Genomic DNA, 17,428 nt, shown 5'->3' on the forward strand with positions numbered 1-17,428 from the left:
ACCGCCTGTGGCTGCTGGTCGTCGGTAGCTTGGGGCAGCTTGTACCGGACGTACTCGCCGTCGTACTGCTTGCAGTACGACGCAGGCTCGCTGGCCGGCCGGGATTCCTGCCAGAGCAGCGATCACCAGTTGCCGGTCGTCGATCGTGCCGGCGCCGTCCGGGTGCGGTAACGACGCCGAGGACGGGAAAGGTTGCCGAGATTCGTAACACCGGCCACTTCTGACAGTTGGACACCAAGTGACGCGAGGGTCTTTGACAGCAGTGGGAGGATTCCCTACATGGCGATGACAGCACAGGTGAAGTCCGAACTGACCAGCATCCAGGTCACGAAACCCTGTTGCCGCAAGGCCGAGGTGTCCTCCGTCCTGCGGTTCGCGGGCGGTCTGCACATCGTGTCCGGCCGGATCGTCGTGGAGGCCGAGCTCGACAGCGGTGCGGCGGCCCGGCGGCTGCGCAAGGACATCGCCGAGATCTTCGGGCACCCGTCGGACGTGGTGGTGATCTCCCCGTCCGGGATCCGCAAGCAGACCAAGTACGTCGTCCGCGTCGTCCGCGACGGCGACGCGCTGGCGCGGCAGACAGGCCTCGTGGACAACCGCGGGCGGCCCGTCCGGGGTCTTCCCCCGGCAGTGGTTTCCGGAGCGTCCTGCGACGCCGTGGCGGCCTGGCGGGGCGCGTTCCTGGCGCACGGCTCGCTGACCGAGCCCGGCCGCTCCTCGTCGCTCGAGGTGACCTGCCCCGGGCCGGAGGCCGCGCTCGCCCTGGTGGGTGCCGCGCGCCGGCTCGGGATCGGCTCGAAGGCCCGCGAGGTGCGCAACGTGGACCGGGTGGTGATCCGCGACGGTGACGCGATCGGCGCCCTGCTGACCCGCCTGGGCGCGCACGAGTCGGTGCTGGCCTGGGAGGAGCGGCGGATGCGGCGCGAGGTCCGCGCCACCGCGAACCGGCTGGCCAACTTCGACGACGCCAACCTGCGCCGTTCCGCCCGGGCGGCGGTCGCGGCGGGGGCGCGGGTGGAGCGGGCGCTGGAGATTCTCGGCGACGACGTACCGGATCACCTGCAGGTGGCCGGCAAGCTCCGGCTGGAGCACAAGCAGGCCAGTCTCGAGGAACTCGGCCAGCTGCACGAGCCGGCCCTGACCAAGGACGCGGTGGCCGGCCGGATCCGCCGGTTGCTGGCGATGGCCGACAAGCGCGCCTCCGACCTCGGCATCCCGAACACCGAGGCCAACCTCACCCCGGACATGCTTGACCCGGCCTGATCCGGCCCGTCCGACCGCCCGAAAACCCTTACCTGCCGATGGCCTCCGGTCGAACGACCGGGGGCCGTCGCACGTTCTCAGTGGTCTGCCCGGAGGGCTGCCGGCGGGTTGCGGTGGTCTGATGTGGACGGTACCAGTGAGTCGAGTGGGCTGTTGGGCTAGTGTTTCGGGCATAGCGGCAGTGCTCAAAAGCTAGTTTGAGGAGACGTAGTCCCGTGACCGTACGCGTAGGTATCAACGGCTTCGGCCGGATCGGCCGTAACTTCTTCCGCGCCGTGCAGGCGTCCGGTGCCGACATCGAGGTCGTCGCCGTCAACGACTTGACCGACAACCAGACCCTGGCCCACCTGCTCAAGTACGACTCGATCCTGGGCCGTTTCCCCGGCGACGTGTCGGCCACCGAGACCGACATCTCGGTCGGTGACCACAGCTTCAAGGCGTTCGCCGAGCGCGACCCCGCGAACCTGAAGTGGTCTGATGTGGGCGCCGACGTCGTGATCGAGTCGACCGGCTTCTTCACCGACGCCACCAAGGCCAAGACGCACGCCGACAACGGCGCCAAGAAGGTCATCATCTCCGCCCCGGCGAAGAACGAGGACCTGACCGTCGTGATGGGTGTGAACCACCACCTGTACGACGCCGACAAGCACACCGTCATCTCGAACGCGTCCTGCACCACGAACTGCCTCGCCCCGATGGCCAAGGCCATCCACGACGAGTTCGTCATCCAGCAGGGCCTGATGACCACGATCCACGCCTACACCCAGGACCAGAACCTGCAGGACGGTCCGCACTCCGACCTGCGTCGTGCCCGCGCCGCGGCGATCAACATCGTGCCGACCTCGACCGGTGCCGCCAAGGCGATCGGCCTGGTCCTGCCCGAGCTCAAGGGCAAGCTGGACGGCTACGCGCTGCGCGTTCCGGTGCCGACAGGCTCCGCCACCGACCTGACCATCACGGTCGGCCGGGAGACCTCGGTCGAAGAGGTCAACGCCGCCGTCAAGGCCGCTGCCGAGGGTGCGCTCAAGGGCTTCCTGCGCTACACCGAGGACCCGATCGTGTCGAGCGACATCGTCACCGACCCGGCCTCCTGCATCTTCGACGCCGGCCTGACCAAGGTCCTGGGCAACCAGGTCAAGGTCGTCGGCTGGTACGACAACGAGTGGGGCTACTCCAACCGCCTCGTCGACCTGGTCAACTACGTCGGCGCCTCGCTCTGACGTTCTTTTTCCACAGCTTGCGTCCGAAGGTGACCCTGGTGTCCTCCTTCGGGCGCAAGCCTGTTTCGAGACAGGACAGCTGAAACTGTGAAGACGATCGAAGATCTCGGGGACGTGGCCGGCCTGCGGATGCTGGTGCGCTCCGACCTGAACGTGCCGATCAAGGGTGACGAGATCGGCGACGACGGCCGGATCCGGGCCAGCGTGCCGACCCTGCTGAAGCTGGCCAAGGCCGGCGCCAAGGTGATCGTGACCGCCCACCTCGGCCGCCCCAAGGGCAAGCCGAACCCCGAGTTCACGCTGGCCCCGGTGGCCAAGCGGCTCGGTGAGCTGCTCGAGTCCGAGGGCGTCAAGGTGCACTTCGCCACCGACGTCACCGGTGAGAGCGCGCAGGCGGCCGTCCAGGAGCTCGACGAGGGCGAGGTACTGCTGCTCGAGAACGTCCGGTACGACGCCCGCGAGGAGAGCAAGGACGACGCCGAGCGCGCGGTGCTGGCCGAGGAGCTGGCCGGGCTGGCCGACGTGTTCGTCAGTGACGGTTTCGGGGTCGTGCACCGCAAGCAGGCCAGCGTGTACGACGTGGCCGGCAAGCTGCCGCACGCCGCCGGCGGCCTGGTGCTGGCCGAGGTCGAGGTGCTGAAGAAGCTGACCGAGGAGCCGGCCCGCCCGTACGTCGTCGTACTGGGTGGCGCGAAGGTCTCCGACAAGCTCGCCGTGATCGACAACCTGCTGGCCAAGGCCGACAAGCTGCTGATCGGCGGCGGGATGGTCTTCACCTTCCTGAAGGCGCAGGGCCACGAGGTCGGCAAGAGCCTGCTCGAGGACGACCAGCTCGACGTGGTCAAGGGCTACCTGGAGACCGCGAAGGCCAAGGGCGTCGAGATCGTGCTGCCGACCGACATCGTGGTCGCGCCCGAGTTCAAGGCCGACAGCCCGGCAACGGTCGTCGCCGCGGACGCGATCCCGGCCGACCAGCTCGGCCTCGACATCGGCCCGGACTCCGGCAAGGCGTTCGCCGCCGAGATCGCGGCGGCGAAGACGGTGTTCTGGAACGGCCCGATGGGGGTCTTCGAGATGGCGGCCTTCGCCGGTGGAACCAAGGCTGTCGCGCAGGCGTTGACCGAGGTGGATGGGCTGAGTGTGGTCGGTGGCGGTGACTCGGCGGCCGCGGTCCGGCAGCTGGGCTTCGCCGACGACCAGTTCGGGCACATCTCGACCGGTGGCGGTGCGTCGCTGGAATACCTGGAGGGCAAAGAGCTCCCGGGTCTCGCTGTTCTGGAAGAGGAGTAACAAGGAATGGCTGGCTCTGAGGTTTCGGCTGCCCGTACGCCGTTGATGGCGGGCAACTGGAAGATGAACGTCAACCACGTCGAGGCCGTGCACCTGCTGCAGAAGCTGAGCTGGACGCTGCAGGACAAGAAGCACGACTTCGAGCGGGTCGAGGTGGCGGTGCTGCCGCCGTTCACCGACATCCGCAGCGTGCAGACGCTCGTCGACGGTGACCGGATGAAGATCGTCTACGGCGCGCAGGACCTCTCCGTGCACGACGAGGGCGCCTACACCGGTGAGATCTCGGCGGCGATGCTGACCAAGCTCGGCGTCACCTACGTGCTCGCCGGGCACTCCGAGCGCCGGCAGTACCACGGCGAGGACGACGCGGTGGTCAACGCGAAGACCACCAAGGCGCTGGCGGCCGGGATCACCCCGATCGTCTGCGTCGGTGAGGGTCTCGAGGTCCGCAAGGCCGGCGAGCAGGTCGAGTACACGCTGGCCCAGCTCGACGGCGCGCTGGCCGGGCTGAAGCCGGACGACGTCCGCAAGGTCGTCGTCGCCTACGAGCCGGTCTGGGCGATCGGCACCGGCGAGGTGGCGACTCCCGAGGACGCGCAGGAGGTGTGCGCCGCGATCCGGGGCCGGCTGGAGGAGATTTCGCCGGCAGTGGCCGACTCGGTACGGATTCTTTACGGCGGATCGGTCAAGATGGCCAGCGCAGGTGGCATCATGGCCCAGCCGGATGTCGACGGCTGCCTGGTGGGCGGAGCAAGCCTCAAGGTGGACGAGTTCGCCGGTATCTGCCGTTACCTGGACCTTCAGTTAGGCTACTCCTCGTGATTCTCGCTTTCTCGATCGTCGTCGTCATCTGCAGCCTGATCCTCACGGGCCTGGTGCTGCTGCACAAAGGCCGCGGTGGTGGCCTTTCCGACCTGTTCGGAGGCGGTGTCTCGTCCAACATGGGCGGGTCGTCGGTGGCCGAACGGAACCTGGACCGGATCACGATCGGCGTCGGCCTGATCTGGTTCGCGGCCATCGTCGGGCTCGGCCTGCTGTACAAGCTCGGCTGAGAGGGGAGTAGCTCCCGTGGCTGGTGGTGGCAGTGCTATTCGTGGCAGCCGGGTAGGTGCCGGACCGATGGGTGAGGCGGAGCGCGGCGACACCGCGCCCCGCCAGCGGGTCGTCTTCTTCTGTGCCAACGGGCACGAGACCGCGACGGTGTTCGCGGTGGAGGCGGCTGTCCCGGAGGCTTGGGACTGTCCGAGGTGCGGTCTGCCGACCAGCACCGACGTCAACAATCCGCCGCCCCCCACCAAGATCGAGCCGTACAAGACGCACCTCGCGTACGTGAAGGAGCGCCGCAGCGAGACCGAAGCCGCGGAGATCCTGGACGAGGCGCTGCAGAAGCTCCGCGCCCGCCGTGCCCGCGGCGACGTCATCTTCTGACTCCGGTACCGCGTAGACCGGCCCCCGCTGATCCTCGATCGCCGCGGGCCGGTTCGCGTCAGCGTGAACGCGCCGCGAAGAGCTCGTTCAATTCGTTCTGAGGGATCTGCTGTGCCGCGAACCCGATGGTGCCTGGGCCGAGCAGTTCCTGGGCCGCGGCGCGGACGAACCCGAGCGCCGCTCGGGCGATGCTGCCGCCGAGACTGATGCGGGTGACGCCCGCCGCCAGCAGGTCGTGGGTGGTGAGGTCGCTGCTGCCGAGGCCGAGTACGACGTTGAGCGGGCCGTCGATCTCCCGGACCAGGGTGGTGATCGCAGCCAGGTCGTTCACCCCGGGGACGTAGAGACAGTCGGCGCCGGCCTGGCGGTACAGGTTGGCGCGCTGGATCGAATCCGCCAGTGTGGTAGGTGATCTGAGCAGTTGACCGTCGGTCCGGGCAGTCAGGACGAAGTCGGGGCCGGCTGCTTCCCTGGCGGCGACGATCCGCTCGACGGACAGCGCTTCGGCGTACAGGGTGTGGCCGTCGTAGTCCTCGATGTTGCCGCCGGCCAGGCCTGCCTCGCGGGCCAGGGTGATGGTGTCGGCGACCCGCTCGGGGTGTTCACCGTACCCGTCCTCGAGATCACCGTTCACCGGTACGCCGGAAGCCTCGGTGAGCTGCTTGATCCGCTCGAACATCTGCTCCCGCGAGACCGATGGCGCGCCGTCGGGCAGGGTGTGATCGCCCTTGGCCAGTGAGAAGGCGATCCCGGCGCTCGTGGTCGCGATCGCCGGGAAGCCGGCCTCGGCCAGCAGCACGGCGCTCCCGGCGTCCCAGGCGTTCGGCATCACGAAGCCGCTGGTCCGGGTGTGCAGATCTCCGAAGGTCGTCATAGCCGTCATCCTGCCAGCCCGATTGAGGGCGGCGAGCCCGGACCGCCGCCACACACCAACCTCGGCCGCTTGCTGTCTGCGGAGCGTCCACGGGTGTGCTGGCGGGCACGTTCCGCAGGTTGAGGTGTGGTGGCGGTCCGACCTGCCGAGTCAGCCGCGCGAGAGTCGCGAGGCGGCTGCCTCGTCGAGGATCCACAACGTCCGGTCGATCCCCGTCGGGATCGCGGCGGGAAGGTCACTGGTGCCGGACAGGGCATCGGCGACCGCCTCGGCCTTGTCCTCGCCGGAGACGACGAACCAGGTCTCCCGCGAGTTCGCCAGCGCCGGGAAGGTCAGCGACACCCGGGTCGGTGGCGGCTTGGGGGAGTCGTACACCGCGACCGTCGATGTCTCCACGACGACCCGTGCCGGGTTCTCCGGGAACAGCGATGCGACATGCCCGTCCGGCCCGACGCCCAGCATCAGCACGTCGAACGCCGGTACGCCGTCGCCGTCCTCCACCCCGGCCGTCGCCGCGAGAGTCTCCGCGTACGCCGCCGCGGCGGCTTCGGCTCCCTGGCCGGTGTCGGCCGGCATCGCGTGCACCAGCGCGGGGTCGACATCGACGTGGGACAGCAAGGCGTCCCACGCCTGCGTCTCGTTGCGCTCGGGGTCTCCCTCGGGCAGGAAACGCTCGTCACCCCACCAGAACTCGACCCGGCGCCAGTCGATCGCGCTCCGGGCAGGAGACTCGGCCACTGCCCGATAGACGACCGCAGCGACGCGGCCGCCGGTCAGCACGACCTGCGCGACCCCGCCACTGCTCTGGACGTCGACCAGCTTGGTGATCAGCCTGGCCGCGACGGCGTGGGCGAGGCCCTCGGCGTCGCGGTTGATCAGGATCGACGGCTCGCTCATGAACGCCCGGCCACCCTCTTGCCGGTGGCCTTCTTGGCCGTTTTCTTCGCCACAGCCGTCTTCGACGCCGCCGCAGCCTTCTTCGCCGGAGCAGCGGCCGACGCAGCCTTCTTGACCGCGACCGACTTGCGCGCCGACTTGGCCGCCGCACTCGCCTTCTTGACGGCCGGCGACTTCTTCCCGGCTGCCTTCTTGGACGCCGCGGCCTTCCGCCCAGAACCGGCCGCCTTGGCCTCCAGCTCCGATGAAGCCGCCTTGCCCGGCGCCTTCGCCGTCCGGTAGGCAGCCTTCTCAGCGGCATTCTGCGCGGATCGCCGATCGGCCTCGCTCACGACCTTGGACGACTCGGGCATGGTGTCTCGCTTGACCATGCACGCCAGCGTTTGCGCGTAGACGTCGTCCGGATCGAGCCGCCGCAGCTCCTCGCTCAGCAGCTCCGAGGTACTGCGTCGCTTCAGCGCCACCGGCCGGTCAGGCTGACCGGGAATGCTGAACGTCGCGACCGAGCCGTCCGGCCGGGTCAACGAGATCGGGCCCGCCGGAGTGAACATCCGGACCGCGGTGATGCCCGGACCGCGCGAGTTCCGCTGCTCCACCGGTACTCCGAGGCGGCACTGCAGCCAGGCGGCCATCAGATCCGCACTCGCGTTGCCCTTGGCGGAGACCACCTCGGCGCCGCTGACCTTGGTCGGGTACTGGTCGAGCGCAGCAGCCATCAAGGCCCGCCACGGCGTCAACCGCGCCCACGCGAAGTCCGTGTCGCCCGGCGCGTAGCCGGCAGCCCGCGCAGGGAAGTCGACAGCGGCCCGGCGGGTCGCTGCCGCGTCGGTCACCCGGCGACGGCCGAGCGCACCCAGCGGGTCCTCGTGCGGAACCTTGGGCCCGCCACCCGGCCACCAGACGATGACGGGGGAGTCCGGCAGCAGCAGCGGCGTGATGACGGATTCGGGCACCCTGGCGAGGTCGCCGTGCAGCCGCAGCAGCACCGCTTCCCCGGGAACCCCTTCACCGACCCGTACTTCGGCGTCCAGACCGCCCGCGCCCCGGCCGGGACGCAGGATGGCCACCAGCACCCGGGAGGGATGCTCGCGGCCGGCCTCGTTGGCCGCCTTCATGGCGTCGTGGTGGGACGACTCGTCGACGACCACCACGATGGTGCCGACCATGCCCATCGCCGGCGAACCGGCGTTCCGGCGGGCGCGCAACAGTGCCGACGCGATCTCGCTCGACGTCGTACCGGTGAGGTCGATGATCATGGCCGCCTCCAGGCGCGTCCGTCGCGGGCGAGCATCTCGTGGGCGGAGTCCGGGCCCCAGGCGCCGGAGTCGTACTGCTCCGGGTGGCCGTTCTCGGCCCAGTAGTTGATCACCGGGTCGAGGATCTTCCAGCCCAGCTCCACCTCGGTGTGCTGCGGGAACAGCGGCGGGTCGCCGAGCAGCACGTCCAGGATCAGCCGCTCGTAGGCCTCCGGCGACGACTCGGTGAACGAGCCGCCGTAGGCGAAGTCCATGTTGACGTCGCGGATCTCCATCATGGTGCCGGGCACCTTGGCGCCGAACCGCATCGTGATGCCCTCGTCGGGCTGGATCCGCATCACCAGGGCGTTCTGGCCGAGCTCCTCGGTCTCCGTCTTGGTGAACGGCAGGTGCGGCGCGCGCTTGAACATCACCGCCACCTCGGTGACCCGGCGGCCGAGACGCTTACCGGTCCGCAGGTAGAACGGGACCCCGGCCCAGCGGCGGGTGTCGACGTCCACGCGCAGCGCGGCGAACGTCTCGGTCGCCGAGTCGGCGGGAATGCCGTCCTCCTGCAGGTAGCCCTTGACCTTGGTGCCACCGGCCCAGCCGGCCGAGTACTGACCGCGGGCGGTGTGCAGGCTGAGGTCCTCCGGCAGTCTGACCGCCGCGAGCACCTTCTTCTTCTCCTGCCGCAGCGACCACGCGTCGAAGCTGACCGGCTCCTCCATCGCGATCAGCGCGAGCAGCTGGAGCAGGTGGTTCTGGATCACGTCACGGGCGGCGCCGATGCCGTCGTAGTACCCGGCGCGGCCACCGATGCCGATGTCCTCGGCCATCGTGATCTGCACGTGGTCGACGTAGTGGCTGTTCCAGACCGGCTCGAACATGGCGTTGGCGAACCGCAGCGCCAGCATGTTCTGGACGGTCTCCTTGCCCAGGTAGTGGTCGATCCGGAAGACCGCCTCGGGCGGGAAGACCGACTCGACGACGCGGTTGAGCTCGCGCGCGCTCTGCAGGTTGTGCCCGAACGGCTTCTCGATCACCACCCGGCGCCACGATCCCGGGGTCTCCTTGGTCAGGCCGTGCTCGTTCAGCTGCTGCACGACCTGCGGGAAGAGCCCCGGTGGGATGGACAGGTAGAACGCGTGGTTGCCACCGGTACCGCGGTTGACGTCGAGTTCGTCGACGGTCTCCCGCAGCTTCTTGAACGCCTCGTCGTCGGTCAGGTCACCCGGAACGAACCGGAAGCCCTCGGCCAGCTGCTGCCAGACCTCCTCGCGGAACGGGGTCCGGGCGTGCTCCTTGACCGAGTCGTGCACGATCTGGGCGAAGTCCTGGTTGCTGAAGTCACGCCGGGCGAAGCCGACCAGGGCGAAACCGGGCGGCAACAGGCCCCGGTTCGCCAGGTCGTACACCGCCGGCATCAGCTTCTTGCGGGCCAGGTCACCGGTGACGCCGAAGATCACCAGGCTGCAAGGCCCGGCGATCCTCGGGAGCCGACGATCCTGGGGATCCCGCAGCGGGTTCACCGGGCCGGCCGACTCCTCGTCGAGCTCTGCGGTCATGCGCCGCCGTCCTCCGATTTGTCAGTTGCATTGAGTAGGGAGATCAGCTGCTCGACACCGGTGGCGGGGTCGGTGAGGTGCAACCGCAGTACCGGCCGGCCGCGCTCCGCCAGTACGCCGGCGTCGCCCGCGGCCTGGGCCGAGATGAGCGTGCCGAAGCTGAACGGGCGGTCCGGGATCTCGACGTCGGCCGACTCGGACCCGGTGATCTGCAGGAAGACACCCTGCGGGTGGCCACCCTTGTGGTACTGCCCGGTGGAGTGCAGGAAGCGCGGTCCCCAGCCGAAGGTGACCGGCCGCTGGGTCCGGTCGGCCAGCGCCGGCCGGATGGCCATCAGGTTCTCGTCGCGCTCGGAGTCCAGGTAGGCCATCACGGCGACGTAGCCGTCGTCGGCCAGCTGGCCGAGCAGCGAGTCGAGGGCAGCCCCGACGGTGTCGGCACCGTCGAGCAGGCCGTCGGTTCCGCGGACCTCGATCGCGCCGTCGACGAAGGCTGCTGCCTCCGGCTCGGGCTGCGCGTCCAGCAAACCGCGAGCGGCGTTCTTGGCGCTCTCGACGTCGGGCTGGTCGAACGGGTTGATCCCGAGCAGGTAGCCGGCGACCGCGGTCGCCGTCTCCCACAGCAGGAGCTGCGCGCCGAGCGAGCCGCTGGTGACGACGGTCGGCGGACCCTGGGAGACGCTGGCCGAGCTGGTGTCGGCGGCCAGCAGTGCGTGGACGAGGTCGCCCGCGCCGCTGTGCAGCTCCGGTGCGTGGTTGCCCTTGACCGCGACCGGCAGGACACCCGTGCCGTTCTTACCGGTGCTCTCGGCGATCAGCTGCTCGGCCCAGTCCGGGAAGCCCACGATGGACGAACCGCCTGCGGCGATGATCGCCTTGTCGCGGCCCGGGCTCGCGGCCAGCACAGCGGCCAGGATGAGGGCGGGGTTGTCCGCGTCGTCCGCCTGCAGAGCAGGAGCGGCCTCGGCGGCCTGGTCGAGCAGCTCGGCGACGTCGGCGCCGGCGAGTGCCGACGGGACCAGGCCGAACGCGGTCAGCGCGCTGTAGCGGCCGCCCACGTTCGGGTCGGCGAGGAAGGTCTTGCGGTAGCCCTCGTCCTCGGACAGCTTCTGGAACGGCGATCCGGGATCGGTGACGACCACGATCCGGCTCGAGGAGTCGATGCCCGCGTCGTCGAACGCCTTCACGAAGGCGCGACGCTGGGAGTCGGTCTCGACCGTGCCGCCCGACTTGCTGGAGACCACGACGACCGTGCGCTGCAGGTCACCGGCCAGCGCGCGGGCGACGACGTTCGGGTTGGTCGAGTCCAGCACGACCAGCTCGACGCCGGCGGTCCGGGTGATCACCTCGGGAGCCAGCGACGAACCGCCCATCCCGCACAGCACGATCCGGTCCAGGCCCTCGGCCCGCAGATCGGCCTGCAGCGCCTCGATCTCGGCCAGCAGCGGCCGGGACGAGTCGTACAGGTCGACCCAGCTGAGCCGGATCGCCGACTCCGCCTCGGCCTCGGGACCCCACGTGGTGGCGTCCTTGGCCGCGATCCGGGAAGCGATCTTCTCCTCGACCAGCCGGTCGACGACCTCGCGCCAGCCTTCGCCGTACGCCTTGACTGCGAGCGGTTCGGTCACTTGGCCGCCGCCTTCAGGGCCGCGGTGACGGTGTCCTGCAGCTCGGTCCAGGAGACGTCGAACTTGCTGACGCCCTCGTCCTCGAGCACCTGGACCACCTCGTCGTAGGAGATGCCGAGCTGCTCCAGGTCGGCGATCACCTTGCGGTCGGCGTCGTAGTCGGCGCGGACGGTGTCGCCCCGCACCTCGCCTTCCTCGGCGAAGGCCTTCATCGTTGCCTCGGGCATCGTGTTGACGACCCCGGCGGTGACCAGTTCCTCGACGTACAGGGTGCTCTTGTACGCCGGGTCCTTGACTCCCGTCGATGCCCACAGCGGGCGCTGCGGCTTGGCGCCGGCCGTCTCGAGCTCGCGCCAGCGGTCGGAGGAGAAGATCTCCTCGTACGCCTCGAAGGCGAGCCGCGCGTTGGCGATCGCGGCCTTGCCCTTGAGCGCCTCGGCCTCGTCGGTGCCGAGCGCGTCGAGCCGCTTGTCGATCTCGGTGTCGACCCGGCTGACGAAGAAGGACGACACGCTGGCGAGCTTGGTCACGTCGTGGCCGTTGTCGATCGCCTTCTCCAGGCCGGTCAGGAACGCGTCCGCGACGGCCTTGTAGCGGTCCAGCGAGAAGATCAGCGTCACGTTCACGCTGATCCCGGCGGCCAGCGTCTCGGTGATCGCCGGGATGCCCTCCTTGGTGGCCGGGATCTTGACGAAGACGTTCTCCCGGCCGACGGTCTCCCACAGCTCCTTGGCCTGGGCGATGGTCTTCTCGGTGTCGCGGGCGAAACCGGGCTCGACCTCGATCGAGACCCGGCCGTCCACCCCGTCGGTGTCGTCGTACACCGGCTTGAACAGATCGGCGGCGTCGCGCACGTCGTCGGTGGTGATGGCCCGGATCGCCTCGTCGGTCGAGATGTTCTCGGCGGCCAGCGTCGCGACCTGCTCGGCGTAGGCGTTCTTGTCCGAGATGGCCTTGGCGAAGATCGTCGGGTTGGTGGTCACCCCGCTGACGTGCTGGTCGTGGATCAGGGACGCCAGGCTGCCGCTGGTCAGCCGCTGCCGGGACAGGTCGTCGAGCCAGATGGATACGCCGGCGTCGGCGAGGTCTTTCAAACGATCGGTCATGTCCGAAGCCCTCCGAATGTTCTGTTGTGGGGTGTTCAGTTCTTGGGGGCGGCGTAGGTGTCGGCCGGTCCGACCGGTCCGGCCGCCGCCCGTCCTGCCGGCACACCGTTGCCACCGAGCTCGGCTGCCGCGGCGATGCTGTCCTTGGCGGCCTGGACGACGGCTTCGGCGGTGATGCCGAACTCGGAGTACAGGCGCTTGTAGTCGGCCGAGGCGCCGTAGTGCTCCAGGCTCACGCTGCGCCCGGCGTCACCGACCAGCTCACGCCAGCCGAGCTTGATGCCGGCCTCCACCGAGACGCGGGCGCGGACACCGGCCGGGATGACCGAGTCGCGGTAGGCGTCGTCCTGCTCGTCGAACCACTCGCGCGACACCAGCGAGACGACGCGGGCCTTGATGCCCTCGGCGGCCAGTGTCTTGCTCGCCTCGACGGCGAGCTGGAGCTCGGAGCCGGTGCCGATCAGGATCACGTCGGGCGTGCCGTCCGTGTCGAGCAGCGTGTACCCACCCTTGTGCACGTTCTCCGTGGTCGCGAAGCCGTCGGTACCGCGCGGGTAGACCGGCACGTTCTGACGGGTCAGCACCAGGCCGGCCGGACGGTCGGTGTGCTCGAGGATGGTGGCCCAAGCGGCGGCCGTCTCGTTCGCGTCGGCCGGGCGGACGACGTCGAGACCCGGGATCGCGCGCAGGGCAGCCAGGTGCTCCACCGGCTGGTGGGTCGGGCCGTCCTCGCCGAGGCCGATCGAGTCGTGGGTCCAGACGTAGGTGACGGGCAGCTTCATCAGCGCGGCCAGCCGGACCGACGGGCGCATGTAGTCGCTGAAGACCAGGAAGGTGCCGCCGTACGGGCGGGTGCCGCCGTGCAGGGCGATGCCGTTCAGGACCGCGCCCATGCCGTGCTCGCGGATGCCGAAGTGCAGGACGCGGCCGTACTCGTCGCCCTGGAACTCCTTGGTGGCGTGCTCGGCCGGGATGAAGGACGGCTGGCCCTTGGGGGTGGTGTTGTTCGAGCCGGCCAGGTCGGCCGAACCGCCCCACAGCTCGGGCAGCTCCGGCGCGATCTTGGTCAGCACCTCACCGGAGGCGGAGCGGGTGGCGACACCCTTCTCGCTCGCCTCCCAGCTCGGCAGGGCGTCCTTCCAGCCGGCCGGCAGCTCGTGCTGGTCGAGCCGGTCGAAGATCGCGGCCTGCTCGGGGGAGGCGGTGCGCCACCCGTCGTACTGGGTGGTCCACTCGGCCTGCAGCGCCTGGCCGCGGTCGACCGCGCCGCGGGTGTGGGCGATCACCTCGTCGGCGACCTCGAAGCTCTGCTCGGGGTCGAAGCCGAGGATCGACTTGGTCGCGGCGACCTCGTCGGCGCCGGCGGCCGACCCGTGGATCTTGCCGGTGTTCTGCGCGTTCGGGGCGGGCCAGCCGATGATCGTGCGGAGCCGGATGAAGCTCGGCTTGTCGGTGACCGCGTTGCCGGCCTGGATCGCGTCGTACAGGGCCTGCACGTCTTCTTCGTAGCCGGTGCCGCCGTTGGTCCAGTCGACGTCGCGGACGTCCCAGCCGTACGCCGCGTAGCGGGCGGCGACGTCCTCGGAGAACGCGATGTTGGTGTCGTCCTCGATCGAGATCTTGTTGTCGTCGTAGATCAGCGTCAGGTTGCCGAGCTGCTGGTGACCGGCCAGCGAGGAGGCCTCCGAGGAGACACCCTCCTGCAGGTCGCCGTCGGAGGCGATCACGTAGATGTGGTGGTCGAACAGGCTCTCGCCCCTGGCCGTCTCCGGGTCGAGCAGGCCGCGCTCACGGCGGGCCGCCATCGCCATCCCGACGGCGTTGCCGACACCCTGGCCGAGCGGACCGGTGGTGGTCTCGACGCCGGGGGTGTGGCTGTACTCCGGGTGGCCCGGGGTCGCGCTGCCCCAGGTGCGCAGCGACTTGAGGTCGTCGAGCTCGAGGCCGAAACCGTTCAGGTAGAGCTGGATGTAGAGCGTCAGGCTGGAGTGCCCGGCCGACAGCACGAACCTGTCACGGCCGGCCCAGTGCGGATCGGCGGGGTTGTGCCGCATCACCTTCTGGAACAGCAGGTACGCCGCGGGGGCGAGACTCATCGCGGTACCGGGGTGGCCGTTGCCGACCTTCTCCACCGCGTCCAGCGCGAGGACCCGCACGGTGTCGACCGCGCGCTTGTCGAGCTCGGTCCAGTCAAGCTTGGGGCTGGTCTTCTCCGTCACGCCGGCGGCGCTCCTCTCGATGGCTGCGAACACTGCGGTAATGGCGCTCGAGGGTCCGGCCGGACGCTAGCGTCCACAGGCCGTCGCGCCCCGTGCGTCACCGTGAGCGAGCCTACTCGCCCAGGCGCCCGGTGCCCTTCATACCTCCGCAACTCGAACCGGCCTGTCGTTGTTCCCGCCGGTCCCGGGCGTCTCCCACGTCCCGTCCGGTACCCCGGGCGACACCCGGGTACGGGTGGGTGCAGAGCAGTCCTACGGGGCGTCGTAGACTGTCGAACCGTCAGCGCCGGTCCCCGGCGTCAACCATGAGTTTTCGAGGTGTTCGTGACGGCCGTCGACCCGCGTCCAGCCGCGACGACGTCGTACCCGGCGCCGCTCCCGATGGACCCATCCCCTGAGATGCCCGGTCCGTCGGTGCGCGACGTGGTGAAGGCGTACGTCGGACTGACCAAGCCGCGCATCATCGAGCTGCTGCTGATCACCACCGTGCCGGTGATGTTCCTGGCCGCCGGGGGAGTCCCCGGGCTGGGTGTCGTCGCCGCCACGCTGATCGGCGGCATCCTGGCCGCCGGCAGCGCGAACACGATCAACTGCGTGCTCGACCGCGACATCGACGAGCAGATGCGCCGCACCCGCCGTCGCCCGCTGCCCCGGCACGCGGTCAGCCCGCGCTCGGCGACCGCCTTCGGTGTCGTGCTGGGCGTCCTGGCGACGCTGGAGCTCGGCTTCTTCGTCAACTGGCTGTCCTCGCTGCTGGCGCTGGCGGCGAACGCGTTCTACGTCTTCGGCTACACGATGATCCTGAAGCGCCGGACCGTGCAGAACATCGTCTGGGGCGGGATCGCCGGCTGCTTCCCGACCCTGATCGGCTGGACCTCGGTCACCAACGAGCTGGCCTGGACCCCGCTGGTGCTGTTCGGCGTGGTGTTCTTCTGGACGCCGCCGCACACCTGGGCGCTGGCGATGCGCTACCGCGAGGACTACGCCTCGGTCGACGTCCCGATGCTGCCCGTGGTCGCGACCCCGGTCCAGACCGCCCGGCAGATCCTGGCGTACTCGATCGTCATGGTGATCACCTCGCTCGCACTCTGGCCGGTCGGCAACACCGGCTGGGTCTACCCGCTGGCCGCGGTGATCCTGGGCGTCGTCTTCCTCCGCGAAGCCTTCGGCCTGCTGGCCCGAGCCAACACCGGCGCCGACGGCCCGGCCCTGCGGCCGATGCGGTTGTTCCACTTCTCGAACATCTATCTGGCGCTGCTGTTCATCGCTGCTGCTATCGATCCGCTGCTCAGGTAGCCCGCCCACGTCGCGCCTCCTCCGTCGGCGCTCTACCCCCGCCCGCCCTTGGGGTTGCCGCTCCTGCGTCGCGGTGGGTGGGTGCGGGGCAAGGTGCGACTGTTAGGTGGCGCGCGGGGCGGTGGGCTCGTCGCTCCTGCGTCGCGCCTCGTTGCGGGTTTCGCCGCTCCTGCGTCGCGCCTCGGAGCGGAGTCCGGTCACTCCTGCGTCGCGTCTCGGTGTGGGGTAGTCCATGCAGGCACAAGTGCTTGAGCCTCATGCTCCGACACTCCGCAACGCGGTTGTCTGCGGTGATTGCTTCTTGCAGTTGTGCTCGCGGCTTCCGTGTCCGCATCTGGTTGCAGGCTTGACGTTCCAGGCAGCCACTCCGGCTTTCTCAACCGCCACTGAGCCAGCCCGTCCACCGCGACCACCGCCGCGTCGACGCCAAGCGGCGACCGAGGAGGCGCGAGGCGGGCCGTAGTACCGGATCAGGTAGCCGGCGTACCGCGTTCGCCGTACACCGCGGTCACCAGCGCGATCAGCAGGGCGGCGAAGAACATGTGGATCAGCACCAGCACCCACGGCAGGCCGGTGAAGAACTGCGTGAAGCCGACCACACCCTGCAGCAGTTCGGCGGCCAGCAGCCAGGCGGCGAGTTTGCGGAGGGTGCGGGAGGTGGCCGTGACGCGAGTGGCGATGACCAGCGCGACAGTGACGCCCAGCAAGGCGAACACGACGTCAGCATGCAACTGGCTGATCACGGTCTCGTTCAGGCCGTTGCGGCCGGTTTCGGGGTCGCCGGAGTGCGGGCCGGCGCCGGTGACAAGGGTGCCTAGGGCAACGGCCAGCCAGACTGCCACCACCGAAGCGGTCGCGAGCGCGCGGACCACCGGGGGAGTGTGTGGATAGGGGCTGGTGCGAGATCGCCTCATCATCGCGACTGTCAACGCGATGATGAGGCACGAGACCAGGAAGTGCGTGGCGACGATCCAGGGGTTCAACCCGGTCAGCACGCTCACCCCGCCGATACCGGCCTGCAGGGGAACTCCGAGGGCCGCCGCGGTCGCCAGTCGGCGCAGGTCCGTACGGCGGGGCCGGTAGCGCATCACGACGAGCCAGGTGCAGATCGCGACCGCCGCTACGACGAACCCGAGGAGCCGGTTGCCGAACTCGATGGCGCCGTGGATTCCCAGCTCGCCGTGCGGGACATACGACTCGTCCGTGCACTGCGGCCAGGTGGGGCAGCCCAATCCCGACCCGGTGAGCCGCACCAGCCCGCCGGTCACCACGATGCCGATGTTGACGACGACAGAGGCCCAGCCCCAGCGTCGTACGACGTCCAGGCTCGGCTCTGGCACCAGTCGCCAGAATCCGGTGACGGGCTCAGTGGGGTGGGTGGGGGCTTCCGTAGTCACCGGCACA

16 protein-coding genes are annotated in these 17,428 nt (G+C 69.5%); 8 read left to right on the forward strand and 8 right to left on the reverse strand.

The features are described from left to right. Nucleotides 1–39 precede the first annotated feature (39 nt). The 7 genes from OX958_RS17395 to OX958_RS17425 all read left to right on the forward strand — a co-directional run bounded on the left by OX958_RS17395 (nt 40) and on the right by OX958_RS17425 (nt 5,201). On the forward strand, nt 40–171 hold the full coding sequence (locus tag OX958_RS17395; RefSeq protein ID WP_270138944.1) for a hypothetical protein: 132 nt from the start codon (nt 40–42) through the stop codon (nt 169–171). A gap of 108 nt (nt 172–279) precedes the next feature. Further along, entirely contained in the window at nt 280–1,263 is a 984-nt protein-coding gene (whiA, locus tag OX958_RS17400) for a DNA-binding protein WhiA (RefSeq protein WP_270138945.1), read from the forward strand. A 215-nt stretch (nt 1,264–1,478) separates the two neighbouring features. Then, nucleotides 1,479–2,483 (forward strand): type I glyceraldehyde-3-phosphate dehydrogenase, encoded by a 1,005-nt coding sequence (gap, locus tag OX958_RS17405; RefSeq protein ID WP_270138947.1) that lies wholly within the window; start codon nt 1,479–1,481, stop codon nt 2,481–2,483. 87 nt (nt 2,484–2,570) lie between these two features. Further along, nucleotides 2,571–3,773: a phosphoglycerate kinase gene (locus OX958_RS17410; RefSeq protein ID WP_270138949.1), complete on the forward strand. Its 1,203-nt coding sequence runs from the start codon at nt 2,571–2,573 to the stop codon at nt 3,771–3,773. A 6-nt stretch (nt 3,774–3,779) separates the two neighbouring features. Continuing rightward, a complete protein-coding gene (tpiA, locus tag OX958_RS17415) occupies nt 3,780–4,595 on the forward strand; it encodes a triose-phosphate isomerase (RefSeq protein WP_270138951.1) in 816 nt (271 codons plus the stop codon). Next, a complete protein-coding gene (gene secG, locus OX958_RS17420) occupies nt 4,592–4,825 on the forward strand; it encodes a preprotein translocase subunit SecG (protein WP_270138953.1) in 234 nt (77 codons plus the stop codon). Before tpiA ends, secG begins: the two co-directional genes overlap by 4 nt. Nucleotides 4,826–4,892: 67 nt before the next feature. Next, on the forward strand, nt 4,893–5,201 hold the full coding sequence (locus OX958_RS17425) for an RNA polymerase-binding protein RbpA (protein WP_270138955.1): 309 nt from the start codon (nt 4,893–4,895) through the stop codon (nt 5,199–5,201). 58 nt (nt 5,202–5,259) lie between these two features. Here OX958_RS17425 and OX958_RS17430 read toward each other — a convergent pair whose 3' ends face one another. The 7 genes from OX958_RS17430 to tkt all read right to left on the reverse strand — a co-directional run bounded on the left by OX958_RS17430 (nt 5,260) and on the right by tkt (nt 14,728). Then, on the reverse strand, nt 5,260–6,075 hold the full coding sequence (locus OX958_RS17430) for an isocitrate lyase/PEP mutase family protein (RefSeq protein ID WP_270138956.1): 816 nt from the start codon (nt 6,073–6,075) through the stop codon (nt 5,260–5,262). A 150-nt stretch (nt 6,076–6,225) separates the two neighbouring features. Further along, the gene (gene pgl, locus OX958_RS17435; protein WP_270138958.1) at nt 6,226–6,972 is read right to left on the reverse strand and encodes a 6-phosphogluconolactonase; all 747 of its coding nucleotides are present in this window, start codon (nt 6,970–6,972) and stop codon (nt 6,226–6,228) included. Beyond that, entirely contained in the window at nt 6,969–8,228 is a 1,260-nt protein-coding gene (locus OX958_RS17440; protein WP_270138960.1) for a glucose-6-phosphate dehydrogenase assembly protein OpcA, read from the reverse strand. The genes pgl and OX958_RS17440 overlap by 4 nt, the downstream gene beginning before the upstream one ends. Continuing rightward, on the reverse strand, nt 8,225–9,775 hold the full coding sequence (zwf, locus tag OX958_RS17445) for a glucose-6-phosphate dehydrogenase (protein WP_270138962.1): 1,551 nt from the start codon (nt 9,773–9,775) through the stop codon (nt 8,225–8,227). The genes OX958_RS17440 and zwf overlap by 4 nt, the downstream gene beginning before the upstream one ends. After that, nucleotides 9,772–11,403, reverse strand: a complete 1,632-nt coding sequence (locus tag OX958_RS17450) for a glucose-6-phosphate isomerase (RefSeq protein ID WP_270138963.1) — start codon at nt 11,401–11,403, stop codon at nt 9,772–9,774. The genes zwf and OX958_RS17450 overlap by 4 nt, the downstream gene beginning before the upstream one ends. Continuing rightward, nucleotides 11,400–12,509: a transaldolase gene (tal, locus tag OX958_RS17455; RefSeq protein ID WP_270138964.1), complete on the reverse strand. Its 1,110-nt coding sequence runs from the start codon at nt 12,507–12,509 to the stop codon at nt 11,400–11,402. Before tal ends, OX958_RS17450 begins: the two co-directional genes overlap by 4 nt. A 35-nt stretch (nt 12,510–12,544) precedes the next feature. After that, nucleotides 12,545–14,728 (reverse strand): transketolase, encoded by a 2,184-nt coding sequence (gene tkt / locus OX958_RS17460; protein ID WP_270138965.1) that lies wholly within the window; start codon nt 14,726–14,728, stop codon nt 12,545–12,547. A gap of 381 nt (nt 14,729–15,109) precedes the next feature. On the opposite strand from tkt, the gene OX958_RS17465 reads away from it, so the two are divergent. Further along, entirely contained in the window at nt 15,110–16,024 is a 915-nt protein-coding gene (locus OX958_RS17465) for a heme o synthase (protein WP_270139079.1), read from the forward strand. Nucleotides 16,025–16,494: 470 nt separating this feature from the next. On the opposite strand, the gene OX958_RS17470 is transcribed toward OX958_RS17465, so the two are convergent. Further along, nucleotides 16,495–17,421, reverse strand: a complete 927-nt coding sequence (locus OX958_RS17470) for a COX15/CtaA family protein (protein WP_270129775.1) — start codon at nt 17,419–17,421, stop codon at nt 16,495–16,497. Between the last annotated feature and the right edge of the window lie 7 nt (nt 17,422–17,428).

Origin of the sequence: Kribbella sp. CA-293567 (genome assembly GCF_027627575.1) — a bacterium.
Lineage (GTDB): Bacteria > Actinomycetota > Actinomycetes > Propionibacteriales > Kribbellaceae > Kribbella.

What these genes read in the sequence shown, in the direction of transcription:
- OX958_RS17440 (WP_270138960.1), bottom strand. Translation starts at nt 8,228, where the DNA reads ATGATCATCGACCTCACCGGTACGACGTCGAGCGAGATCGCGTCGGCA.
- tal (WP_270138964.1), bottom strand. Translation starts at nt 12,509, where the DNA reads ATGACCGATCGTTTGAAAGACCTCGCCGACGCCGGCGTATCCATCTGG.
- OX958_RS17465 (WP_270139079.1), top strand. Translation starts at nt 15,110, where the DNA reads ATGGACCCATCCCCTGAGATGCCCGGTCCGTCGGTGCGCGACGTGGTG.
- whiA (WP_270138945.1), top strand. Translation starts at nt 280, where the DNA reads ATGGCGATGACAGCACAGGTGAAGTCCGAACTGACCAGCATCCAGGTC.
- tpiA (WP_270138951.1), top strand. Translation starts at nt 3,780, where the DNA reads ATGGCTGGCTCTGAGGTTTCGGCTGCCCGTACGCCGTTGATGGCGGGC.
- zwf (WP_270138962.1), bottom strand. Translation starts at nt 9,775, where the DNA reads ATGACCGCAGAGCTCGACGAGGAGTCGGCCGGCCCGGTGAACCCGCTG.
- pgl (WP_270138958.1), bottom strand. Translation starts at nt 6,972, where the DNA reads ATGAGCGAGCCGTCGATCCTGATCAACCGCGACGCCGAGGGCCTCGCC.
- OX958_RS17430 (WP_270138956.1), bottom strand. Translation starts at nt 6,075, where the DNA reads ATGACGACCTTCGGAGATCTGCACACCCGGACCAGCGGCTTCGTGATG.
- OX958_RS17425 (WP_270138955.1), top strand. Translation starts at nt 4,893, where the DNA reads ATGGGTGAGGCGGAGCGCGGCGACACCGCGCCCCGCCAGCGGGTCGTC.